The following is a 23,908-nucleotide window of genomic DNA, read 5'->3' on the forward strand; positions in this document are numbered from 1 at the left end:
TTCATGTCTATTTTTGTATTAAAATACCCCAGCAGACTGGGGTATTGGGTAACTATTTAACTTTCAACCTTTAGTTAGAAGAAAACTAACCCAATTGGTAATTACTGTACTACTAGTTGTGCGTTAAACTACAAGCTTACGCGTCCGCTTTTTCACTCTTTTTCTTATCACTGAAAATTGGTGTTACTGTGCGTTCAGTGTAGCTGGCCTGAACTGGGTGGGCGTAGGGGTTGGCAAAATCGATTTCGAACATTTTTAGTTCGGCGATTGTCTGCATTGCCGTCTTGACAGTTGTTTCGTCAAGATTCTGGGAAGCGTAATTCATTCGCAAATGCTTCTCTTTGCCGTTTTCACTGGTAAATTCCATATCAAGTTGTTTCATAGGTGGGACCTCCTTAATTCTTTAGGATCGATTTTACGCTAATCGCAAAATTTCAGTCACGGCGGCTGGTTATTTTTTCTAGTGTACCTAGAAAAAATAGCATCGCCTTAATGCTTAGGCCGTTTTGGGATCGTCTGCGAGACTAACTGTAGTTTTCGATTAATCCGTGTATTTTTGCGCCTGAATTCTACAGTTAACCTATAGTCAGTGTGATCACTAATTGGCAGTGGGACTCGTTAAATCAATGACTAAAACCGCATTTCATTAATTTAGGCGTGTTTGGAAAGGCATCCGGGGACTTATTTTTCAAACACGGTCTAGTTCGCTGGACTATTCCTCAATTCCGGGAAAGTCGTGGCGGCGGTAATAAACGGTAACGGCGGCGTTGGCACGCTGACCGGAGAGATTCTCAACAACTTTGCCAAGACCAGTTAGCTGTTCTGGCGTTACTTCTTCTTTGCAGTCATGAAAAACCCGTGTCGCTTCGTTGGCGATGTCAGGTCCAGTGACCTTAATTTCAACGTTCGTTTTAATCCAATCATCCATGAGATTGTCCTCCTGTTATAGAGTGCAGAAAAAGGCGGTTAAATTCTGAGGATTAGCCTAAGAAGGCGGATTGGCCGTGAAACGGCCGAGACGACTTCTGTAGCTAACCGCAGGAATTTGCCTTTTGGAGCACATTTAAACAATTTTACTACTTTTTCCGCACTCTAAATATTTTGTAAGATCTAATCAGGTGGCCACCATTTTTACCCTTACATACTAATAACAATTTAGCGGCCGGATTTGTGACCTTAATCGCTGAACAGATTTTCAGCCTGGCGCCGAACTCGATCGCGAATTCGGTAAACACTGCGGCGATTAATACCTAACTCCTTGGCAATTTGGACCATGTTTTTATCGGCTCGGTAGGCGCGCCAGAGGTAATAGCGCTCATTTTCGCTAAGTCTAGTCATCAGCAGGTTAAAATGGTCATCGGCCTGAATTGTGGCAATCAGGTCACTGAATTGGCTGGCTTCTTTGGTGGTAAATTCGGCCATATCGTCAGGCTTTTCGGTTCGTTGCAGTAGTTCGCTAGAAACGCAGCAATTTTGTTGTTTACTAAAATTATTCCGGCGATTTTTGTTTGCCCAAATAATGTGGGTGTAGATGTAACTTTCCCGGTTGAGCTGGCTACCACTTTGGTAGTAATCCACGAAGCCAGTGACGTAATCGAGGACGCTATCTTGGTAATAATCGGCGAATTCCGAATGCCAGTAATAGATACCGGCGGCCTTGAGCGCACCGTAAATGATGCCAGGATTGGCGGCGAGGCAGGAAAAGGCTTGTTGTTCTAAATCAGTTTTTTGGGTCAACAGAAACACTCCTTTGCCGTGAAGGCAGAATTGTGTTTCCTAGCGCTAGAAAACGGTTTAAGAATAACAAAATTAAAAATAACTATGTAAACGCTAACTTTAAGATGTGACAAGCAAATCATGAAAAATGTCGGCCAAGTATTGTTCGGCAAATCAATGATAAAGGCTATTGGGTGGGGAGACTTTTTGAATATTTGTGGGTATTTAATCGGAATTGGTATAAAGAAAGCCGAAGACAAGAAAATGTCTTCGACTATAGTTTATGGGTGGCATAAAAGTGAGAGGTTAATCTAATTTGGCCCAATAATTGCAAAAAAGTAGGGGCCGTTTTACGCAGGTTATTCCGTTATGTAGTAGGAAATTTGTGCTATTAAACAGAGTTATTAATTTAAATTTTATTTCGTATCTTGATTGAATTTCTTATGCTATAATCACATCAGCAAGGAAGTTGAGGCGGTTGGCAAATCCAATCTGAAAGTGAGATGGTCACTATGTGTGATGATCAAAATCCAGTAGGAAAGGGGGTGCCTAGTTGTCTGTAGTGGCAGCGTTGACGTTAATGTTGGGATTTGGGATGTTTGTAATATCCCTGATCAGCCTAGTCATCGCAATTGTTAAACTACTTAATGACAATAAAAAATAGCCGTCCACTATACTTTTGACCAAGTATGAACGACTATTTTAGTCCAATAATACAATGTCAACCGTCTTAAACGGTTTTTGCGAGGGATCTGTTTGTGCAGATCCCGTTTTTTGTATCTTCAATATAGCATAATAAGTGTCATTCATCAATGAATTATACCTCATCGCAATTGTTAAACTACTTAATGACAATAAAAAATAGCCGTCTACTATACTTTTGACGAAGTATGACGACTAATTTTTATTAGTTAAAATATACAAAATGTCAACCGTCTTAAACGGTTTTTGCGAGGGATCTGTATGTGCAGATCCCGTTTTTTGTATCTTCAAGATAGCATAATAAGTGTAATTCATCAACAAATCTGCACTGCTCTGAGATTAATTTCACACCCAAATCAATTTGGCAGCGTCCTTATTTTTGGTTAAACTAAAAGTAGTCTGAAAACTGAAGGAAGAATGTTATGCAAAAATGGCAGTATCACTGTACCGTGACCGCCGCGCAGTCGGGCCACCGGTTAAAGCAGTATCTGCGTCGTGATTTATTGATTCCGAAAACAATTTGTTATTATTTGCGAATTCGGCGCATAGTCCGGATAAATGGGCGTTATCAATCTGTTTACACACCGGTAAAAACGGGTGATGATGTGCTACTAACTTTTTACGCGGGGGATTTCAGCACGCCACGGCCTGATTATCATGGTGGTGACGCTAGTTTGGTGCACGTTTTATACGAAAATGACGACTTATTGGTGGTGGACAAGCCGGCGGGGATTAAAACGCACCCGAATCGGCCGGAGGAGCAGGGCACGCTGATGAGTCACGTCACGGCTTATTTGCAGTCGCCGGCCTATGTGGTTCACCGAATTGATCGTGCTACTAGCGGGGCTCTTGTTGTTGCAAAAAATCCGGTGGTGCTGCCGATTCTCAATTGTTTGATTAGTAGTAAGAAAATCACGCGGCAATACCGGGCCTGGGTTCACGGGCATTTGCCGGCTAGGGGTACGATCAATTTACCAATTGGGCGCGATCCGTTAGATAAACGCAAACGGCAAGTTGGTGGGCCGGACGCGCTAACGGCAGTCACACACTACCGCGTTTTGCAAGAAACACCGACCAAATCGTTGTTAGCGATTCAATTAGAAACCGGCCGGACCCACCAAATTCGGGTGCAGTTTAGTTATCTAGGTCACCCGGTGGTAGGTGATCCGTTGTACGATCCCCAGGCCGCGGCCTATTCCCGGTTATTTTTACATTCGGCAAAAATGCGTTTGTTGTTGCCCTTTAGTTTTACGCCAGTTATGGTAACGGCGCCGCTGCCGGAAAGCTTTTTAAGGCTTGCGGATTGAAGGGCTGGTTAAGGTGGTCGTTGCTGGTTAATGATTGAATTTAATTTTTTGGTGGGATCTGTATTTGGGTCCTTTTTTGTTTGCCAAAATTAGTCTTTTAGATTGATTGCTGTCCTGAAAAATGGGTGAGCATAGTTTAACGTTAGGCGCCTAATTAAATTCTCTAACAGCACGGTGGCAACTAAATGACGATTACGCGAGATAGGAATTAGAAGATCGCGGTTTTAAATTAAAATTTTCCCACCTTTATTTGTTAACGCTAACAAATTTGCTATGCTGGAAAGGCATTATTTTTCGCAAATTGCGTAAAAGAATGCGAATTCAGTTATGGAGGGGTAAATTAGTGATTACTTTTGGGAATAAATTAGACAGTTGTTATTTTAAGCGGCAGGGTGGTGGCTGGGATGACTAAGCTACCGAACCTGATTGACGTGACGAACTTGGCGCAGTATTACGAGCAGGCGCGTTTTCACCAGCACAATGAGTTAGGCAGTAACGCGATGTTAGTGGCGGAACTGAATCCGGCGGTGGAACGCGCGGGGGAGCTGTATTATAGCGTTGTGGTCACGGTGGAAGGGCACCTGTATTTCTGTCCGGAAACTGTCGAAAAATTAGTCATGGGTTATTTTAATCAGCAATGCTTTCACTACGGCGATTCGAAACGGCTGGCCCGTTCAACTGGGCAAACGCGATTGGTGCCCTACACAATGGGACGCTTGGTGTTGGTGCCGCTGAGTCGTGAAAGGACTAAAGAGTTGTACTGGGTGGTTGGGCAACATTTTGATAACGCCCAGCCAGTGGCGGCTGCGGTGAGTGATCTCGTTTTTACAACTGGCCTACAGGTGCGGGTTGGGGCCAAGGCTCAAACGATAATGCGGTCGATGCACAAGGCGGCCCGGCTGCGTTTCAATCTGCGCAAAGGCAGTGAGCAACTATTGCGGATGACTAGCGACTATCAGGTCACCATCAGTTATCCGGTCCCTAACGACGGCTACTTTTCCCGCACGATGGCCGATTTTGAATTAGAGCAGCCTGATTGGAAGGCCATTAAAGAAAACCTTGTCGATTTGAAAAGGGTTTACAAGTTTCTCGATGACCGTGATTACAAGCAGCTTAGCAAACAGATGCAGATTAGGGAACGGCGGTATTGTGGGCTTTCTTAACTTTTTCTTTAAGGAGGTATTTTTAAAAATAAATTTTTCTTTTGCTACGGTATGTTCCTTATGTACAACTAAATATGATATAATGTCGTATATAAGGAACAATAGAACGAGGGTGAAAGAATGGTGTTAACCGACCAGGCGCAATTATTACTAACCAAGTACAATGGCATTTTTACGGCCAAACAAGCTCTTTTGGAAGGGATCGTCTCTTCTATTTTAAGTCGAATGGTTAAACAAGGGTTAATTGAACGCGTTGGACCGGGGGTGTACATTGATCCAACCTCTTTTGAGGATGAATTTGCCTTGGCACAGTTACGGTTTACAAAAGGAATTTTTTGTAGGGAGACAGCACTGCATCTGTACGACCTGACCGATAAAACACCAAACTTTTTAGAAATGACTTTTCCTAGAGGCTATAACTCACCACATTTTGAAGAATTAAGGATTAGGCCTTACTGGCAAATTGAAACTCTAAGAAGGCTTGGCGTTACAACTGTTAAGACAGAATATGGCAATCGAGTAGCGGTTTATGGGATTGAGCGAACACTATGTGATATTATTCGTTCACCACATATTGCGCAAGATGAAATTATTCGGAATGCCATGCAGGCTTACGTTAAACGGTCAGATAGAAATCTGATTCAGCTGATGCACTTTGCCAAGCTACTTAAGGTTGAAGAAAAAATGCGCACTTATATGGGAGTACTACTATGAAGGACCGTTTTACGAACGCCATGCAAATGAAGGCCTATGTGAAAAAACAGGCTAAGCTTAATAATGTTGATCCCAGGGAGTGCTCGGAGGATACTAGACTTCCGTTTTTCCAAACCCGACCCAAACCAGCAAATAAGACGTTTACCGGTCGCAGGATCAAGATTTTCCAGTCATTTGCCAAATAAAATTCACCAAAAAAAGGCGTCCGCCCGGCTAATTTAGTCAGGTGGACGCCTTTTGAATTTACTTTCTTTCAATGAAAAACAGTTGCTAGTCAGTTTTATGTCCCGGTAGAACGCACTACCAGTTAGCGCCTTGCTGGTTGGCGCTGTTATTTTGCGACCAGGTTGCAGTAGGACCACTGCTGCTCTGCTGGGTGTTACCTTGCGTTCCTGTGGTTCCTGTAGTTTCGTTAGTCCCACTAGATTCAGTACCTTCAGTGCCGGTGGCGTCGGTTTCGCTGGTGTCTGTTTCCACATTGTAGGTGGTGTAGTTGACGCCATCAAAGTAAGGGTTCGCTTTATTCATGGAAACCTCCTTGTTGGCCACCTTGGCCGCGCTCAGCCCTAATTGGTTGCGCAACTTTTTGGAGACGCGATTAAGTTCCTTAGTAGAAGCAATTTGGTAAGAGCCACCGTTAATCGTGGCGTCTTGGCCTTGCAGTTGATCGGACTTAATCGTGTCACCAGCTGCCCGGTAGCTTTTGGCCATGGCCGTCATGTCGCCAAAACTAATGTCGGTTCGAATGTTCTTTTTGACGATGTTCAAAACTTTTTGATAATTGGTCAAACTGTTGGCGGATAACAATTTATTTGCAACAGCCTTGATCACTTGTTGCTGGCGTAATTGCCGGCCGTAATCGCCTAAAGGATCCTGATAGCGCATGCGGGCGAAGGTGAGTGCCTGTTTGCCGTTTAAGTGGTGGGTGCCTTTAGTGATTGTGATGCCGTTGAAGTTAAAGGTGTACTTGCTAGTGACGGTGACGCCGCCGACTGCGTTGACCAGATCCTTCATGCCGCCCATGTTAATCGTTAAGTAATAGTTAATTGGCACGTTAAGTAAATTTTTAACGGTATTCTTGGCCGTGGTTGAACCGCCAATTTGGTAGGCGGCGTTAATCTTTTGAATCGAGCTTTCGCCATCAGCCTTCATTGAAGCTAAGGTATCCCGGGGAATACTCATTAAAGTTGTCTTTTTGGTTTTCGGATTGATCGTCGCGACCATCATTGTGTCGGAACGACCTTTATCGGTGCGACCATCGGAACCAGTATCGATACCTAATAGTAGGATCGAGATTGGCTTTTTGGCCTTAATTTGCTGGCTGGCTGATTTGCTAGCCGAATCGGCATTGGAATAAACATCATTGGCGGTTTGCTGAACCTTGTAGTAAGCCACCCCTGCGTAAACAGCGACGCCAATAAGCGCCAGCAACACAATTATGAGGACCCATTTCCATTTACCCATCCGTTTTTTTGTTTACGTCTTCTCACAAGCGACCCTCTTTCGTTGATCTAGAGTGTTTGAAAAAGCGGTTAGGTTCTACTCCGCAATTGGGGATTATTACTAGCCGCGCTTACGATGGCGATCGGACTAAGATGAATCGAAGTCCGAAGCGCAGCCCAAAACGCTAATAATCCTGATGCTACGGACGATGGCCATTCTTGTGGCAAAAGCCAAGGGACACAGTTATAAAGCCAATAACTGCTTGCAACTAAGTTCATCTCAGTCACCGCAAGAAGCTGCTTTTTTCAAACACGTTTAAACTAAATTTGTCCGGGAAAGCATCGGAAGCTGCTTTTTCAAACGTATTTGGTCGGCGCTAAATTTATGGTTTGATTATTTAAATAATAATAGCACTAATTTCGCTGATAATTGTAAAGAAACTTTGAAGATTATGAAGTGCGGCTAAAAATGGCGGCGAATCTCGGGAAGCAGCCACTGCTGGATTGGTGTGGATTATTGAAAACTAGTCTAAGGAGCACAGCTGGCAGCAATGGCAAATAAGCCGATTGGCCGGTACTTATTTGGCGTGTTGAATTGCCTGATCATGACTCGTTGTGAAGGATAAGCGATCATGGAAAATCAATGAATGACTTTTTACTAAAACGAAATAGTGAACAAAACTTTTTGTAAAGTTTTTGTAAAGTTTACAAAAAGTTTACAAAAAAACGCTTTTTGGGCGGAAATTTGGTCAATTTGGGTCACAAAATAGGCTGCTAAATTGTTATTAGTTCTGTTAGGTTTAAAAAAATAATTTAAAAAAGAGGTTTAAGAAGATGATTCAACTACCAAATAACTTTTTAAACAGTCCTAAAATTCAATACCTATTTAGAAGTACCAACTTCAGTCAAGGAAAGAGTTACTATTTCTTATTTCAGGAACTGTTATTTGCGGCGGCCAAGGTAAATGATCATGGTGAAATCTATTTAAAAAAAAGCGAACCCATTCAATTGGCGCAGATCCGCCACTTTTGTCACAGCTATCGGTCCGAGTACCTGGAAGCGACATTAGCGGGTTTAATCGCCGCCAAATTAGTTTGTTGGACGGCCGAACAACACTTACAAATCCTGGATTGGCAACGTTACGTTATCCCCGAAAAGCAGGGGACCGCCGCAATGGCCGGGGCGAAGGCAGGTTTTCAAGTCGCTGAAACAACTGGGGGGAAAGCTGATTTTCAAAGTAACACTATTGCTGGAGAAAAAGCAGTCGCAAGGTTTAATCCAACAACTCGGCTAGGCTTAAATTCAACGTCCGGGGCAATGGCCAATTCGGCCACTAACGCATCAACCCCAACTTACCAGCAGTTACTAGCGGTGGAAAAGCAGGCGGCCTTGAGACGGCAGCGGCTGCTTAAGTTGCAGGAACAGGCCCAGTGGGATGCTCTAGAAATTACGGCAACGGAAAAGCAAGTGCTATTAAAATTACTGCGGGACTTTAATCAACTCACCGGCAAAAATTTTGGTGTCGCCATTGAAAATATTCAGCCGCTTTTAATTCAGTTGCGCAACGGTCATTCGCCTGCGTTGATCAAAAGAGTCATTCAGTACAAACAGCAGCAATGGGCTAATACCGATTTTCACGCCTACATTCGGCCGTTAACTATTTGCGGGGCCAAATTTGCCCAATACTGTAACGAATTGCCCGTTCAACCTAGTAACGGCGCCAAACCGAAAATGATCCAGCACAGTCGTCAGGAGTATTTAAAGTTAATCATTCAGCAAAATAACGGTGATTTAAGTAGAATCATGCGGGTGATTGAAGTTGAACACGCCAATTTTAGCCAAAAAGAAGTGGAGGCCGCCTTAAATGATGTTTGAAATTCAGATTTGCGCCTATTTGTTGCTCCATCCAGAAGTGATTAAAACGAAACTAATTCAACCCAAGTGGCTGGGAGCTGAACATTACCGGACGCTGCTGCGTTTTATTTTGGACAATCGTGGTGAGTTTAAAAGTGCTAACGAAATTCAGACGCGCTTTTTGGCCACTTTCCCGGCTGAATTAGACGAGCAGCAGTGGCAGGAAATGCGCAGTGCCAAAGTTAGTGAGGCCAGTTTTAACGATGCGGTCCACGGCCTGCACTTTTGGTATTTGCAGGGTGAAATTCAGGCCCGGGCCAGTGAATACACGAAATACCCCAGTGTGGAAAATTTGGATTTCGTTTTGCAGTTAGGCCAAGAACTTCACGACATGAATTTGCCTGCGTTGCCCACTAAACCATTATCCGATTACGGGGCGGATTTGCTGCACTATTTGGACAATCCGCGGCCAACGGGCATTAAAACTTTTGCGGACGTCGATTCTGTTTTGGGCAATGGCCTACACGGTGGTGTTTTGTGGACAATCGGCGCCCGGCCGGGAGTTGGTAAATCAGCGTTTGGCCTTAATTTAATTCAGAGCGCTTTACGGACAGATCCACAAGTGGTGGCTGATTTATTTTCCCTAGAAATGACCGGCGAAGATAATTTTTACCGCACGGTTTCGTACCACACGGGCATTCCAGTCAACAAGTTTAGCAATCCAGCGGGGGTTTTGACCGGCAACGAAAAAGCCAGCGTTAAAAAAATTGTGCCCACCGTGATCAAACAAAAAATGAATCTCCACGATAAGATTTTAGTTTTGCCACAAATCATCAAAGTGATTCGCGATAACGCGCGGCGGGCGCCAAAGGGTAAGTATTTTGCGGTGATTGATTATTTGCAAATCACTAGTTTGGAACGAGTGCAGGCCCGCTCTAGTGATCGCCGTCTGGAAATTGAGCAGATCACCCGGGAATTAAAACTGTTAACCAACGAGCTGGATATCCCGATTGTGCTATTTTCCCAGCTAAATCGTGAGCTAGAAAAACGGCCAGACAAAACGCCGCAGCTGGCAGATTTACGCGAATCCGGCAGTATCGAGCAGGATTCCAACGTGGTGGCCTTTCTTTACTGCCCCAATCAGGCCGAAGAGCGCCAGACCGAGCGCTACGTGAACTTATTGTTTAAGAAAAATCGCTCTGGCAGCCTGGCCGAGCTCAGCTTTTTGTTTCTCCCCCGGCAGATGATCTTTTTACCCCAACACGGGGAGGAGCTGGAAAATAGGGTTAAATAAGTGAGGGGCTGGCAGGTGTGAGTTGTACAAAATAGACCTAAAAGGCTAGGAGGTGCCATGTTTCGAGTGTGCGAACTTTGCACTAGGAGAATGCCACTAGCAGTCCAAGCTTGCTTGGCAACTGCTATGGACAACGTAAGCAAATAAAGGCAACGGTTCTAAGTTGCTAACAATACTTGTTGCGCTAGTGGCCATCATCCGTAAATAGGATTTTGTGCTTGCACAAAATAGACCTAAAAGGCTAGGAGGTGCCATGTTTCGAGTGTGCGAGCTTTGCACTAGGAGAATGGACATCATCCGTAAATAGGATTTTGTGCTTGCACAAAATAGACCTAAAAGGCTAGGAGGTGATTTCATGCAAGAATTAACCGTGACGGAGGCCAAAACGCAGCTCAACCGGCTAGTCCGCGAGGTGGACCGGAACAGCGGCAGCCTGCTAATTCGCAACACGCGTACCGGTGACGTGGTCGTTTTGCTGGCGGCCCATCACTGGCAGGCGGAACTACAGAATTTGCTAGGTGAAAAATTGAAACTGTAAGGGATGAAATGTCAATTAAGGAATTAATTGCATAACTACTGCAAAATGTATCGATCCTAGAAGGAGGTTCTAAGCCATGGCAGAAACAGAAACTAATAAGGTTGCACCTAGCAATCGTGTGGCGTCGGGGACATTAATGACAAGCCCACAAAGCTCAGCCTGGTGCCCCAAAGATTACTTAGATCGAAAGCTGTATCCAGATGAAAGGCTAGGGCGGCTTGGTCAGCTGTGGTACCGTCAAAGTGATAGGCTGAATTTTCTAGAATTTGTTCGTTTTCTATGCCTGAATCAGGCCAACGCGCAAGCTGTTTTAAAAATGTTAGGGGCGCAAGAAGACTAATTTTGACCAAGCGTTGAAAAATACGGTTACTAATACCATTCCTAGGTAGGTTGCGATTCGGACTTCGGTTCATCTTAGTTCGATCGACATCGTCAGCGAAGCCAATAATAATCCCCAATTGCGGAGTAGAACCTAACCGCTTTTTCCACCACTCCCACCACTATTTTAATAAAAATAGTTAAGAAACACGCTAGATGTGTCAATGAAACAGGGACCGGTAAATTTATTTTTGCTGTGTCCCTATTAGTATGTAAGCGGTATACTTGCATAAGCAACACTGATTCAGACATAGAAAGGCTTGCCTTGAAAAAGTGTCAAAAGACAAAAGAAAGTCACTGAAAACTTGATTTTTTTTATTTAGGAGTGGGACTATAATAGATTTTAATGAGGGCTATTTTAGTTAGTTGTGATTAAAAAATGGTTTTACATTTACTTGATCAATTTAATGTAAACGTAGTTGAAAAGGCAGTGTAACAGCATGAACTGCCAGTGATGGAGGGATTATGATGACGGCTCACAGCGCAATTTATCCATATTTAACTTTTGCTAATACGAAGGAAGCACTGGCTTATTATCAAACCGTTTTTGATGCCCAGAATATTGTTCGTCTACCGGTAACGGCCGCGGCGGCGCAAGCCATGCAGGTTCCAAGTGGGGTGGATTTTTCCCAGTTAACGATGCACGCGGCATTTACCATTTTAGGTGAGTGGCTTTACGCGGCGGACAACTTTGAACAAAATCAGCATTTGACCAACAGTACCCGTCTATTGCTTGATATTGATAGCGATGATGCTCAGAAATCGGCGACTGCACAGGCTCTGTACGACCGCCTAATGCGTGAGCCAACCATCAAAATCGATATGCCTTTGGCTGATCAGGGCTGGGGCGCCAAACTGGGGATGTTCACCGATAAATACCAAATTCAGTGGATGTTGCAACTGCGTTCTTGGTCCCAGCCTAACCCAGGGGCCTAATTGTAGTTAGACTGTAGGCGGCATTAGTTTTTTGAAAATAATTTTGGATTGGAACTAATTAGCGGGCACTCAAGAAAATAGTAAATTAAGTAAGGAGAGTGAATAATGAAAATTCGTCGATTATTAAATGCGCAACGGGATGTTAAGCAACACTATAAAATGTATAAGGCTGGCAAACGTTGGTTGTATACTGGTATTTCTATGGCAACGCTGGGTTCAGCGCTTCTATTTGGTTTGACAACTAATACGGAAGCGGCGACTAGTAACACTAGTGACGCAACTTCGGCCAGCACTGAGACGGCGACTTCTGCGGCCAATCAATTAACCGCTAAAACAGTGGCGTTGAAGGCAGGTGCCACCAGTTCGGCGGCCAGTCAGAGTACGGTTTCTAGTGCAGCCAGTTCTACGACCACGCAGAGCAGCGCTACCAGTGCGACCAGCACTGAGGCAAAGGCAAGTACAGCTTCCAGCGCGGCCAGTTCCGCTGCTAAGCAGAGCACCGCTAAAAGTACGGCCAGTTCAGCGGTAAATGAAAGTAGTGCCGCCAGTGCGACTACAACTAGCAGTCGAACTACTGGTTCCAATGCAACGAGTTCGGCCGCCAGCAGTGTTGCTAGTTCCGCGCTAAAGCAAAGTGGCGGCTCAACTAATGATCAAAGCTTGGTTTCAGGTATTTCATCAACTACGCCGGCTGCTTCCAGTACGGCCACGCCACCAAGCAGTGTTGCTGGCTCAACGGCCAGTTCGGCCGAGAGTTCAGCGGTCTCAAATGACCCAACTAACGCTTCAAGTACCAGCAGTAGTGCAGCTAGCGATACTGCCGCCGTTACGGCTAGTGATGTGGCAAATGTTAGCGGGGCCACGGTAGTCGTTCCTAGCCCGGCAACCACAGATAACGCCGAGCAAGTGGCGGCAATTAATTTGGCCAATAATTTAGTGGCCAGTGGCGCCAACCAAACATTGATTTCTTCCGCCGCAACAGCTACTAGTGTGGTGGCCACCGCGGCTAAAATGGCCCGGGTGGTAACGGCTGCAGTCGCAACCAACATTACTATTGGCAATGTCAGCAAAACTTATAATGATCAGCCGGGTACACCAGTGACGTATCAGGTTATTTTGTCTTCTAATTTAAAGGCACCGGCCTCTTGGTACTTATCGGGTACAAATAATACGATGATTGCTGGAGCATCTGGTGATATTGATTTAACGGCGGTGGCGCAGGATGCTGGGATTTACACGATTACGTTAACGGCGGCTGGCTTGGCGGAAATTCAGGCGGCTAATCCAGGCGTTGACGTTACCATGGCTGATGTGACAGCGGGAACGTTAACCATCAAACAGGCCCTAGTACCTTCCCAGGCAATTAAGGTTGTTTCGCAGTCAAAAGATTTTGATAATGACGCAACTAATATGCCGACTAACTATCAGGTCACGTTACCTAGTTTCTTAACGGCGCCAACAACTTGGACGCTAGATAGTAGTAATACTGCTGGTTCAACAACCCTTACATATGATGTGCCAGTTAGTACCGGTGATTTGACCAATGTCAGCAGTCAAAGTATTGGAACTTACCCGATTACGCTGAGCACGCAAGGATTGAGTGCTTTACAGGCCGCTAATCCAAATTACGCCGTGACGGCAGATGCAGTGGTCGCCGGCAACTTTACGATTATGGTCAATAACAAGGTGATTGTCGGGGCCGCAACAGCCACAACAAAATTACCAACAACGCTGAGTGTGACGTTAAATGACGGTTTAACTGCACCAACTGATTGGACGGTTTCTTACAACAATACAGGGCAGAATTCCATCGTCTATAATGTTCCAATTTCCTATTTTGATACTTCGAATGTTCAATTAGGTGTGAATGGCAATTATAGTGTGACTTTGACGGCTGCCGCTTTAGACGCTTTAAAGGCGGACAACCCAACGGTAGCGTTTGATGGCAACAACGTTCAGGACGGCTCGATTACGGTCAATACCGCAGCTACAGCATCGACACATTTTAATCCAGGTAACTACTATGTCACTATCAAAGGTCAGAGTGAAGGTGAGGCATTCACGATCGCCGATGGTTCTGGCTTAACTTTAGAATTACGTCTATTGAATAATAACGCGGGTAAATTAACGGTTTCCAACTTAACTGAATTTGTTATTATTCCCAGTGGCTTTGATATTGCAACGGTGAACGCTGCCAATCAGTACACGCAGTCAAGTACGCCGGCGGAAACGTTAAAAGCTGCCATTATTGCTGAATTGGAAAGCGGAAATGTTGCTTATTCTGGTCTAACGGTAACCCAATTGACTGACTACAATGGTCGGCAAACTTTTGAAATTCAGTTTGGTTCAGTAAATACGGTGGGTGGCCTGTTTGATCTACCTGTTGTTGCCAACAGCGATTCTGGGACAACATCGGGCTACGTTGGGACTAACGCTGGTTCACCTGACTCATCCGTAATGTATTTAACTAGTGACCCAGCGTATACGCAAGGTGACTATGCAGTTACTTTAAGCGGCTATTCCAACGTTGCAACTGTGGCCAACGCACTAGGTATTACGGGTGCTTACGTGCTTAATTCTAGTTATACTAGTTTTATTTATCCTTACACGATTGTCACGGGCCAGGTCCAAGATACCTATAATTTGGTGGGACCAGCTAAGACTAATTTAGGAAGCGTGTCCTTTACTGGCGATTCCCAGACCACCTACGATCCGATGACGAAGCTGCAAGCAACGATCGTGCAAAATGGACATACTTACGTTTTGGTGAATAGTTCCGTTACTACACCACAACTTTTCCCACAAATCGTTAACCCAATCGCCTCAGAAGCGACAGTTAGTACCGGTAATACTTACACGGTTTATTACCAAGAAGAGGTCAACGAAAGTGACGTGGCTGATCAGGTAACGGCAATTACGGTTCAAAATCAGGCCAAAGTTTATGATGGCTTGACTAGCACAGATCCAACCAGTTATTTAGTGTACGTACCGGCCGGTTATACCGTGCCCACTGACTGGATCGCCACTACTAAGGCGAATTATTACGAAGTTGCGACGAGTTCTGGTGACTTGGATCTTTCAGGTATTACCAGTGAAAACATTGGTAGTTACGTGGTTAAATTAAGCGATCAGGGCTTGAACGATTTTGCCGCTGCCAATCCGCTGTACCTACTCGTTAAAGCAGTTGGTATTAGTGGCAACTTGGAGATTACACCTGTAGTGACAACTAAGTACGTTGATGCAACGACGGGCGCAGAAATTAAAACCGCCAACGTTGACGATACGATTTACAAAAGTGGTGCCGCGTATAAAACTAGTGCGGCCGTCATTGATGGCTATGTTTTAACAAGCACACCAGCAAATGCCAGCGGCACAATTGGTGGCGAGAATATCACCGTCACTTACCAGTACAGTCAAGTCGGTGACTACGTGGTAACACCGCCAAATGGTGGCACACCAACGACCACGCCGTACCAAACTGACCCTAATGATCCAAGTACGGTGACAACACCAACCAACGATCCCAGTAATCCGGTGATTCCGTACGTTCCTGGTTACACGCCAACAGGTCCTGATGGCACGGCTTTGATACCAGTTGACCCTAACGATCCGGAAGCGGGGTATACGCCGCCAACGCCAACCTCACCAACGGCGGATACTGAAATTAATTACACTGCCGATACACAAACAGTAACGGTGAACTTAGTGGATGAAACGGGTAAAGCTGTCACTAACACGGCTGGCAAGAACAGTTATACCTTAACCGGTAAAACTGGCACGGCGGTGGACTTTAGCTCAGTTGGTAAAGTGGTTAATGGTTACGTCCTTAAAACCGATGGCACTAGTACAGCTTTAAACTTTGATGGCGACGATGCCACCAACCAAACAGTCACGCTAGTTTACGCACAAGTCGGCGCTTATGTCGTAACACCGCCAAATGGTGGCACATCAACGACAACGCCGTACCAAACGGATCCTAATGATCCAAGTACGGTCACAACACCAACCAACGATCCCAGTAACCCGGTGATTCCGTACGTTCCTGGTTACACGCCAACTGGCCCTGATGGCACGGTTTTGACGCCAATTGACCCTAACGATCCCGAAGCAGGCTATACGCCGCCAGCACCAACGTCACCAACAGCGGATACGCCGATTAATTACACCGCTGATACACAAAGTGCAACGGTGAACTTAGTGGATGAAACGGGTAAGGCTGTCACGAATTCTGCCGGCGAGAGTAGCTATACTTTAACCGGTAAAACTGGCACGGCCGTAGACTTTAGCTCAGTGGGTAAAGTCGTTACTGGTTATGTATTGCAGACCGACGGCACCAGTACGGCCTTAAATTACGATGGTGATGACACCACTAATCAAACGGTCACGCTAGTTTACGCTCAAGTCGGCGGCTACGTGGTGACACCGCCAAATGGTGGTACGCCAACGACCACGCCGTACCAAACGGACCCTAATGATCCAAGTACGGTGACAACGCCAACTAACGATCCCAGTAACCCGGTGATTCCGTACGTTCCCGGCTACACGCCAACAGGTCCCGATGGCACGACTTTGACACCAGTTGACCCTAATGATCCGGAAGCAGGGTATACGCCGCCAACGCCAACCTCACCAACGGCAGAAACTGAAATTAGTTACACTGCCGATACACAAACAGTAACGGTGAACTTAGTGGATGAAACGGGTAAAGCCGTCACCAACACGGCCGGCAAGAGCAGTTATACTTTAACCGGTAAAACGGGCATAGCTGTGGACTTTAGCTCAGTGGGTAAAGTCGTTAACGGGTACGTCCTTAAAACCGACGGCACTAGTACAGCTTTAAACTTTGATGGCGACGATGCCACCAACCAAACCGTCACGCTAGTTTACGCTCAAGTCGGCGGTTACGTGGTAACACCGCCAAATGGTGGCACACCAACGACCACGCCGTACCAAACGGACCCTAATGATCCAAGTACGGTGACGACGCCAACCAATGATCCCAGTAATCCCGTGATTCCGTACGTTCCTGGTTACACACCAACTGGTCCTGATGGCACGGCTTTGACACCAATTGACCCTAACGATCCGGAAGCGGGGTATACGCCGCCAGCACCAACGTCACCAACGGCGGATACTGAAATTAATTACACTGCCGATACACAAAGTGCAACGGTAAGCTATGTCGATGATACAACCGGAAAAACGTTAATCGTTGATAACCTGACGGGAGTTAGTGGCGCCACTAGCAGCTACCAAACGACCGACCGTGTTAACAACTATCTTTTGGCCGGTTATACGCTAGTCGGCAGCGACTATCCTGGTTCACAGTTTATTTTTGATAGTGACGGTGCAACCACTCAAAGCTATCTGGTTCACCTTGTACACGGGACAAGCACGGCAACGGAAAGTAAAACCGTAAACCAAACAATTCATTACCAGTATTCGGATGGGACTATGGCTTCAGCGGATGTTACTGATCACGTAACCTTCACCCGGACAGCAACCACGGACAAAGTAACGGGTAATACCACGTACACTGACTGGACTGCAGAAAATGGTGACACTAGTTTTGCGGCTAAAGTTTCACCAGACATGACGGGCTATACACCTGATCAGAAACAGGTGGCGGCCGTGCTTGGTGTCACGGAGGCAGATGCCGATATTAACGTCACAGTCACGTACGCCAAAAATGACGCAACAGCACCGGGCAATCCAGGTTCAGCGGGCAGCTCAACAGCGCCGGGCAACCCAGGTTCAGCAGGTAGTTCAACGGCGCCAGGCAATCCAGGTTCAGCGGGCAGTTCAACAGCACCAGGCAACCCAGGTTCAGCGGACAGCTCAACAGCGCCAAGCAACCCTGGCTCAGCAACGAGTTCAACGGTCCCTGAGAATCCTAGTACCGCCGCAACTTCAACGGCCGCAGGTGCCGCAACACCAACTAATTTGGCGACTGTGCCGCAACCGGCAAAGGCTGCAGAACAGACGGTCACAGTTAATAAGACCAACGTTAGTGCTAAAGGCTTGGCCCAGGCACAATCAGCCCAGTCACCACGGGCCAAGGCCAACAGTGCGCTGGGAATGGCGAAATTGCCGCAAACAGGCGCGGCCAATGATTCATTCCTTGCCGTAATTGGTGCGTTCTTAGTTGCTTTATTTGCGCCAATGGTAGCTTGGAGAAAGAAAAAAGAATAACGACTATTTGGTGAATTGAACTTTGATTTGTAAATAGAAGTAAAATAGCTTGCTAAACGTCATTTCAACGTTTAGCAAGCTATTTTTTTTACGAATAAAATTGAAGCAGCGATGCGCTATTAAGGGGAAATAACCAGGCTGTGTTGATAGCTTCTCTGATTTATTGGATGTAAGGAGCCGTAAAGCAAGTTGGCCAAATTTTTTAGGGAGATTATTTATGCAAAATTGGTAACAAAGTAATATAAAATTCAGCGTCATCGCTGCCAGTCGGTTTTTAAAAAAATGACGCAAGTAATTGGCAACATTAAATAATAATAAAGTACCGGCCAGGCTAGTTCTAGAACATGAGCTCATTCTTTAGTAGCTTCCAAAAAAATCGTCCGGATCGCATCGTAGGAAAACTCGGCCAACCAGGCAACGTCATAATCATAGACCTCGTAAGGCGACAGGTAGGCGGCCCGCAATTTGTAAATGATTACCGGTTTGTGGTAAGCAATTGCCGCCGTGATTTGCCAGCCCACCCAGTAGGCGTTTTCCATTGTTTGATTGCCGATTAATAGGAGCAACGCCGAGCAGTCTTTGATGGCTTGCTCGTTGGCTGCTGGGACTGCGGCCAATTTTTCCGTTGGGGCCATGTGTTGTTCTTGAAAAGTGACACTGGGAAAATTGGGGTTTTGGCCCCATTTACGCAACAGGTAGATGTAACGTTGACATTCATCGTGATCGTTATCGTAGCTGACCAGTAATTGACTAGACATGAGCCGCTCCCTTGTGTGTTAAAATATGTCAATAACCTAACAAATTATATCCTACCACGTTTTTTACCGGCCCGTAAACGTTAAGCGCGGGCCCCTCATGAAATTCACGGCAACTTCTTACGAAATTCTTAAACTTTAAATGGTTCAATGACATTAGTTGAATCAAGTTAATAAATTGCGGTAAAATGTGGTTATGCTAGTAAAGTGGGGTAAGCACAGGCAACGGCTTTTTTAAACCGGGTTACATTAAATTAGTCAGGTAAATATTTAGTCAGGGTATTTTCCCAATCTGACCTAAGAACGGTTTTGAAAATGGCCACTTGATTCCTACACCCGCGAAAATTCACGACCATTCGTTGTTGGTTAAAACAACTTAAAATAAATAGTGGTCAAACGTCATTTCAAAGCGGCAACTAGGTCGCTTTTTAAGAATGACTTGTGTTCGTAGAAAATTTTGGGTATACTTGTTGCTGTTGTAATTAGGTTACGTAAGTAAAATGAAGCTAATCAGTCGCCTAGCAGTTTTAAACGCTAGCGACCCGCGTTTCTTTGTAGTAACATGGCGCCGTTTTGTTGTTATTGAAAACTTACGCTGACTAAACTAACGTCAGTTTTGGACGTTAGGGGAGGACCAACAAATGGAAAAAAAGGAAACAGTTGGGCGTCGTTGGCATTCTGAGTTTTACCAGCAGGATGCTGACCCAATATTATTTCGTGGAGAACAACCAATGAGCAAATCAAAGACTTATTTAGCGATTAAGCGGCTTTGTGATATCGTCGTTTCCATCATCGCATTGATCTGCTTAATTCCAGTGTTTGCGGTTATGTTCATCCTTTATCGTTTTGGTGAAAATCGTGGACCGATGATCTATAAGCAAGAACGAATCGGGAAGAACGGGAAGCCGTTCAAGATCTGGAAGTTTCGTTCGATGGTCGTCAATGCTGACAAAAAATTAAAAGCAAATCCGGCGTTATACAAAAAGTACCTCGCCAACAGTTATAAGCTACCTGCCGAAGAAGATCCTCGGATCACGCATTTTGGACGAATTATCCGAAAGACGTCGATTGATGAGTTACCACAGTTCGTCAACATCTTAAAGGGCGATATGGCACTAGTTGGACCCCGCCCAGTTGTTCGGACGGAATTAAAAGAATACGGCGACAATGTGCGTAAGCTGTTATCCATGACGCCTGGTGCAATGGGTTATTGGCAAGCAAGCGGCCGCAGCAACATTGGTTATCCCGAACGTTGCGATATTGAGATGTATTATATTGACCACGCTAATTTTTGGTTCGATGTCAAGATCGTGTTCTTAAATATTATCAGTATTTTTAAGAGTACAGGTGCCTATTGATTTTTATGTGTTTGTTGATGTGCTGGTGATTGAGTCATCAGCACATTTATTTTTATGGATTGAAATGAAGTTCAACGGAGGAAAAGATGGAAGAATCAATTACATTAAAAAGCCTAGTAATGAGCGTTCTTAAACGCTGGTACGTCGTTATTTTAGCAATGTTAGTCTTTGCTGCCGGCGGTTATTGGTGGTCAGGCCATACTTATCAGTCGGCCTATTCAGCGACCGCCTCGTTTATGGTTGAACCAACGCACCATACCGCGAAACGAATTGAGGCCGTGACCAAGACCGTACCAACTTACCAGGATCTTTTAGGTAATAGCTACGTCTTAAATGGCGTTCAAAAAAAGATGAACAAGGTTGCTGGTTACAATAAATCAGTGGATTTCTTACAGCAGCACGTCCATTCACAGGCCAACATGGGTTCGATGATTATCAAAGTAACCGTTGATGGCGATACAGCCAAGTTGGCAACTAAAACGACCAACACGTTAGTGGACGTTTTCCAATCGCGATTACATAAATTTACGAAAAAAGCAAAAGTTAGACACTTGGCACCGGCCACAGTTAGCGAAGCGACTTTGATCAATAAGCGCTCAACCAAGAAGTATACGTTCTACGGTCTATTGTTAGGCTTGATCATTGGTTTGTGCCTGGCATTAGTTTTTGACCGCGTTGCTAAGCAAAGAAGTAAGCGTTAGGTAAATGAACTAACTTAATTGACGGGTTCAATTAAGTTAGGTTAAACGTGTCTAAAAGGGCGGCTTGTAGAATTTAACACCAAATGGGCCACTACTGCCAAATGCGGTAATCGGGTTAGGTAGTCTTGCTGGGTTACTTTAAAAACTAGCAACTGACCACTTGGTTTCCGCCGAAATAAGTGCGGCCAAGTGGCAGGTATGACTTATTTGGTGCTTGTGGTTAATGCTCAAACGCATAGCGACCTTTGCGACATTCTCTAGTTATGGGGTGTTTTTTTATGGAATGGCTTCTGATTCCAATCAGCATGTTGATAAAAAATTTCAGCTTTTCCTTGCCAGGAATCATCGGAACACTACCAGTGTACTTGTTTACCTTACTTTTATTTTTTAAATGGGTAACGCAACCCGATCTTTTCGGTCAGTTACTGGTTAGCCGGCGCGTTTTAATTGGGACCTTTGCTTTTGGCATTAGTCAACTGATCATGATTTTTTACAGTTATCAGATCACTAATCGTCCGCAAGACACCAGTGGTTTATCCACGGGCCCCGTTAACGTATTCTTGTTTATCGCCAATTTGTTCTTGGTCTATTATTTACTGCAAGTGGTGATTTCGGACCAGCATAAAGCGTTAGGTTTTATTCGCTCCTTATTAATAACCTACGTCGTTTTTGGGATTTTAGTTTTAATTCCCCAAATTGTGGCGACGCGCAGTCACTTGATGGATGGCTGGGTTAACTTTCTTGGCCGGATGTTTGAGGCTGAGCACCAGGGGCGGTTTGATTTTTACCGCCACGGCAGTTACGCTACGACCCAGCGCCGGGTTAACGGCTTTTCCCAAGAGGCATCTTTCTTGGCCGCAATGATTGGAATTGTTTTCTTGCCGATTGTGATGGCCGCGATTAAGAATCGTTACGATTATTTTTCAGGCAAATTACATCAACGCCAGTGGTTTTACTGGGTATTATTGATATTTAGCTTCATTGTTTTATTCTTTGCCAAAACATCGACGGGCTTCATCGTCATTGCTTTGGCAGTGGTGATCCTGTTTTTCGCCTCATCGGCCAGCGATCAACGGCGCTACTTAAAGGCCGGGGTGGTTGCCCTAGTACTGCTGGTAGTATTGTACATAGCGGACCCAGGTGTTCAGGCCATTTTACAAAAGTACGTTTTAAATAAACAGGGCACTGCTAACCGACTTGGCGGGACGATTGCGTTATTCTTAACCTTCCTGCATTACCCATTGTTCGGCGTGGGCCGGGGCTATACCAGTTACTACAGTTTCTTGTACGTACCCAAGTCAACCATCGCTAATCCCGAGTACTTTATGACTTTCGTTCAAACCGGCTACCCAGACCAAAGCGTGTGGGGTGAAATTTTTGCCAGTTACGGGTTAGTGACAATTGTGCCAACCTTTTTGTACTTGTACCATAAAGTGAAAACGGCGTTGAATTTAAAACGATTTTTTGTGAAACAAACCGATTCAAGCAGTATACTGTACGTAACGATTCTTGATAGTTTCTTTTACACTTTAATCATGTTTGCCGTTTTAGCTATTTTCACCTTTTCGTGGAACGATGAAATCTACTTTGTCATTTTCTTCTTCTACATTGTGATTATTAATCGAGTTAGTGGGGAATTGAAAATTGAACGTTAAAATTTTAGTCGCAGCGCATAAAAATTACACGATGCCAACGGATCACGAGCTTTACTTACCTATTTTTGTGGGCAAGGCGCTACACCCGGACGTAAACCACACTTTTCAGGGTGACAATACCGGCGATAATATTTCGGCGAAAAACCCACATTTTAACGAGTTAACGGCGATTTATTGGGCCTGGAAGAATCTGGACGCCGACGCCATTGGGTTGGTTCATTACCGCCGTTACCTGAGTTTGCACCACGCAAAAGATTTGAATACGATTTTAACTAAAGCGGACGTCGATAATTTATTGGCGCACCACGATATCATTTTGCCCAAGAAACGGCATTATTATATTGAGACCAATTTTTCACACTATGTGCACGCCCACCACGAAGAGCCGTTAGACCTGGCCCGAGACATTATTAAGACTGACTATCCAACTTACTTGGCGGCCTTTGACACAATGATGCAACGGCGTTCGGCCCACATGTTTAATATGTTTGTGATGAAGAAACCAGCCTTTGATGCTTACTGTGCTTGGGTGTTTGACATCTTGTTTAAGGTTGAAAAACAACTGGACATCACTAATTACGATACTTATGAAACGCGGGTTTATGGCTTTATTAGCGAACGCCTGTTGGATGTTTGGCTGGAGGTCAACCGCCAGTACAGCACAACTGAGGTTAATTTTGTCTACATGGAACGGCAAAATTGGTTCGTTAAGGGTGGTAAGTTTATCGCCCGGAAGTTCGTTGGACGTAAGGCAGGAAGGTAGAGTGTTTGAAAAAGCGGTTAGATTCTGAGGATTAGCCTAGATTGACGAATTATCTGTGAAACAGATGATTTGGCGATCGTAGCTAACCGCAGGAACCTGCTTTTTCAAACACGTTTCCGCCAGAGTGCCTAAAAAGCGGTTAGGTTCTGAGGATTACTAACGATGTCGATCGGACTAGGATGAACCGAAGTCCGAATCGCAGCCTAGATTGACGAATTATCTGTGAAACAGATGATTTGGCGATCGTAGCTACTATTCCGCAATTGAGGATTATTACTAGCTTCGCTTACGATGTCGATCGGACTAGGATGAACCGAAGTCCGAGTCGCAGCCTAAAACGCTAATAATCTTGATGCCTCACACGTTGTCCATTCAACTAAGGCGAAAATCGCCAAGTTGAAACATGGCAACCGCAGGAACCTGCTTTTACAAACACGTTT

General features: G+C 45.0%; 19 protein-coding genes. 14 read left to right on the forward strand and 5 right to left on the reverse strand.

What is annotated here, in order from left to right; translation table 11 throughout:
• Positions 1 to 136: 136 nt before the first annotated feature.
• From EKM61_RS06175 to EKM61_RS06185, 3 genes are all read right to left on the reverse strand, one after another.
• Positions 137 to 382 carry a DUF2922 domain-containing protein gene (locus EKM61_RS06175; protein WP_068223118.1) on the reverse strand — a complete coding sequence of 82 codons (246 nt, stop codon included), beginning with the start codon at positions 380 to 382 and terminating at the stop codon, positions 137 to 139.
• Positions 383 to 712: 330 nt separating this feature from the next.
• Positions 713 to 928, reverse strand: a complete 216-nt coding sequence (locus EKM61_RS06180; RefSeq protein ID WP_068223121.1) for a hypothetical protein — start codon at positions 926 to 928, stop codon at positions 713 to 715.
• Between the two features lie 248 nt (positions 929 to 1,176).
• A complete protein-coding gene (locus EKM61_RS06185; protein ID WP_068223124.1) occupies positions 1,177 to 1,737 on the reverse strand; it encodes a sigma-70 RNA polymerase sigma factor region 4 domain-containing protein in 561 nt (186 codons plus the stop codon).
• Between the two features lie 541 nt (positions 1,738 to 2,278).
• Between EKM61_RS06185 and EKM61_RS06190 the strand changes: the two genes are divergently transcribed.
• The 4 genes from EKM61_RS06190 to EKM61_RS06205 all read left to right on the forward strand — a co-directional run bounded on the left by EKM61_RS06190 (position 2,279) and on the right by EKM61_RS06205 (position 5,602).
• Positions 2,279 to 2,380, forward strand: coding sequence for a putative holin-like toxin (locus EKM61_RS06190; RefSeq protein WP_225359756.1), 102 nt, complete (start codon positions 2,279 to 2,281; stop codon positions 2,378 to 2,380).
• A 460-nt stretch (positions 2,381 to 2,840) separates the two neighbouring features.
• On the forward strand, positions 2,841 to 3,725 hold the full coding sequence (locus tag EKM61_RS06195; protein ID WP_068223129.1) for an RluA family pseudouridine synthase: 885 nt from the start codon (positions 2,841 to 2,843) through the stop codon (positions 3,723 to 3,725).
• A gap of 404 nt (positions 3,726 to 4,129) precedes the next feature.
• Positions 4,130 to 4,888: a hypothetical protein gene (locus tag EKM61_RS06200; protein ID WP_068223131.1), complete on the forward strand. Its 759-nt coding sequence runs from the start codon at positions 4,130 to 4,132 to the stop codon at positions 4,886 to 4,888.
• A 120-nt stretch (positions 4,889 to 5,008) separates the two neighbouring features.
• Entirely contained in the window at positions 5,009 to 5,602 is a 594-nt protein-coding gene (locus tag EKM61_RS06205) for a type IV toxin-antitoxin system AbiEi family antitoxin domain-containing protein (RefSeq protein WP_068223133.1), read from the forward strand.
• 300 nt (positions 5,603 to 5,902) lie between these two features.
• On the opposite strand, the gene EKM61_RS06210 is transcribed toward EKM61_RS06205, so the two are convergent.
• Positions 5,903 to 7,066, reverse strand: coding sequence for an LCP family protein (locus tag EKM61_RS06210; protein WP_068377023.1), 1,164 nt, complete (start codon positions 7,064 to 7,066; stop codon positions 5,903 to 5,905).
• A gap of 812 nt (positions 7,067 to 7,878) precedes the next feature.
• Between EKM61_RS06210 and EKM61_RS06215 the strand changes: the two genes are divergently transcribed.
• The 6 genes from EKM61_RS06215 (at position 7,879) to EKM61_RS06240 (ending at position 18,236) form a co-directional block, all read left to right on the forward strand.
• On the forward strand, positions 7,879 to 8,919 hold the full coding sequence (locus EKM61_RS06215) for a conserved phage C-terminal domain-containing protein (protein ID WP_068223142.1): 1,041 nt from the start codon (positions 7,879 to 7,881) through the stop codon (positions 8,917 to 8,919).
• Positions 8,909 to 10,192, forward strand: coding sequence for a DnaB-like helicase C-terminal domain-containing protein (locus EKM61_RS06220; RefSeq protein ID WP_068223143.1), 1,284 nt, complete (start codon positions 8,909 to 8,911; stop codon positions 10,190 to 10,192). Before EKM61_RS06215 ends, EKM61_RS06220 begins: the two co-directional genes overlap by 11 nt.
• 355 nt (positions 10,193 to 10,547) lie before the next feature.
• Positions 10,548 to 10,730: a type II toxin-antitoxin system Phd/YefM family antitoxin gene (locus EKM61_RS06225; RefSeq protein WP_068223145.1), complete on the forward strand. Its 183-nt coding sequence runs from the start codon at positions 10,548 to 10,550 to the stop codon at positions 10,728 to 10,730.
• A 76-nt stretch (positions 10,731 to 10,806) separates the two neighbouring features.
• Entirely contained in the window at positions 10,807 to 11,070 is a 264-nt protein-coding gene (locus EKM61_RS06230; protein WP_068223152.1) for a hypothetical protein, read from the forward strand.
• A 503-nt stretch (positions 11,071 to 11,573) separates the two neighbouring features.
• Positions 11,574 to 12,044, forward strand: coding sequence for a VOC family protein (locus EKM61_RS06235; RefSeq protein WP_125636173.1), 471 nt, complete (start codon positions 11,574 to 11,576; stop codon positions 12,042 to 12,044).
• A gap of 105 nt (positions 12,045 to 12,149) precedes the next feature.
• Positions 12,150 to 18,236: an MBG domain-containing protein gene (locus EKM61_RS06240; protein ID WP_068377020.1), complete on the forward strand. Its 6,087-nt coding sequence runs from the start codon at positions 12,150 to 12,152 to the stop codon at positions 18,234 to 18,236.
• A gap of 350 nt (positions 18,237 to 18,586) precedes the next feature.
• Here the strand turns inward: EKM61_RS06240 and EKM61_RS06245 are convergent, their stop codons facing one another.
• Entirely contained in the window at positions 18,587 to 18,994 is a 408-nt protein-coding gene (locus tag EKM61_RS06245) for a TIR domain-containing protein (RefSeq protein ID WP_068377017.1), read from the reverse strand.
• Positions 18,995 to 19,722: 728 nt separating this feature from the next.
• On the opposite strand from EKM61_RS06245, the gene EKM61_RS06250 reads away from it, so the two are divergent.
• The 4 genes from EKM61_RS06250 to EKM61_RS06265 all read left to right on the forward strand — a co-directional run bounded on the left by EKM61_RS06250 (position 19,723) and on the right by EKM61_RS06265 (position 23,468).
• Entirely contained in the window at positions 19,723 to 20,349 is a 627-nt protein-coding gene (locus EKM61_RS06250) for a sugar transferase (RefSeq protein ID WP_100071646.1), read from the forward strand.
• A gap of 86 nt (positions 20,350 to 20,435) precedes the next feature.
• Positions 20,436 to 21,050, forward strand: coding sequence for a YveK family protein (locus tag EKM61_RS06255; protein ID WP_068223166.1), 615 nt, complete (start codon positions 20,436 to 20,438; stop codon positions 21,048 to 21,050).
• A gap of 278 nt (positions 21,051 to 21,328) precedes the next feature.
• Complete coding sequence (locus tag EKM61_RS06260; RefSeq protein ID WP_068223172.1) at positions 21,329 to 22,705, forward strand: hypothetical protein; 1,377 nt, start codon at positions 21,329 to 21,331, stop codon at positions 22,703 to 22,705.
• Positions 22,695 to 23,468 carry a DUF4422 domain-containing protein gene (locus tag EKM61_RS06265; protein ID WP_068223175.1) on the forward strand — a complete coding sequence of 258 codons (774 nt, stop codon included), beginning with the start codon at positions 22,695 to 22,697 and terminating at the stop codon, positions 23,466 to 23,468. Before EKM61_RS06260 ends, EKM61_RS06265 begins: the two co-directional genes overlap by 11 nt.
• The last annotated feature ends 440 nt before the right edge of the window (positions 23,469 to 23,908 follow it).

This window comes from Loigolactobacillus backii (assembly GCF_003946275.1).
Lineage (GTDB): Bacteria > Bacillota > Bacilli > Lactobacillales > Lactobacillaceae > Loigolactobacillus > Loigolactobacillus backii.

Coding starts and splice junctions, on each gene's coding strand:
- EKM61_RS06175 (WP_068223118.1), bottom strand. CDS start 382: ATGAAACAACTTGATATGGAATTTACCAGTGAAAACGGCAAAGAGAAG.
- EKM61_RS06180 (WP_068223121.1), bottom strand. CDS start 928: ATGGATGATTGGATTAAAACGAACGTTGAAATTAAGGTCACTGGACCT.
- EKM61_RS06195 (WP_068223129.1), top strand. CDS start 2,841: ATGCAAAAATGGCAGTATCACTGTACCGTGACCGCCGCGCAGTCGGGC.
- EKM61_RS06200 (WP_068223131.1), top strand. CDS start 4,130: ATGACTAAGCTACCGAACCTGATTGACGTGACGAACTTGGCGCAGTAT.
- EKM61_RS06205 (WP_068223133.1), top strand. CDS start 5,009: ATGGTGTTAACCGACCAGGCGCAATTATTACTAACCAAGTACAATGGC.
- EKM61_RS06210 (WP_068377023.1), bottom strand. CDS start 7,066: ATGGGTAAATGGAAATGGGTCCTCATAATTGTGTTGCTGGCGCTTATT.
- EKM61_RS06215 (WP_068223142.1), top strand. CDS start 7,879: ATGATTCAACTACCAAATAACTTTTTAAACAGTCCTAAAATTCAATAC.
- EKM61_RS06220 (WP_068223143.1), top strand. CDS start 8,909: ATGATGTTTGAAATTCAGATTTGCGCCTATTTGTTGCTCCATCCAGAA.
- EKM61_RS06225 (WP_068223145.1), top strand. CDS start 10,548: ATGCAAGAATTAACCGTGACGGAGGCCAAAACGCAGCTCAACCGGCTA.
- EKM61_RS06230 (WP_068223152.1), top strand. CDS start 10,807: ATGGCAGAAACAGAAACTAATAAGGTTGCACCTAGCAATCGTGTGGCG.
- EKM61_RS06235 (WP_125636173.1), top strand. CDS start 11,574: ATGATGACGGCTCACAGCGCAATTTATCCATATTTAACTTTTGCTAAT.
- EKM61_RS06240 (WP_068377020.1), top strand. CDS start 12,150: ATGAAAATTCGTCGATTATTAAATGCGCAACGGGATGTTAAGCAACAC.
- EKM61_RS06245 (WP_068377017.1), bottom strand. CDS start 18,994: ATGTCTAGTCAATTACTGGTCAGCTACGATAACGATCACGATGAATGT.
- EKM61_RS06250 (WP_100071646.1), top strand. CDS start 19,723: ATGAGCAAATCAAAGACTTATTTAGCGATTAAGCGGCTTTGTGATATC.
- EKM61_RS06255 (WP_068223166.1), top strand. CDS start 20,436: ATGGAAGAATCAATTACATTAAAAAGCCTAGTAATGAGCGTTCTTAAA.
- EKM61_RS06260 (WP_068223172.1), top strand. CDS start 21,329: ATGGAATGGCTTCTGATTCCAATCAGCATGTTGATAAAAAATTTCAGC.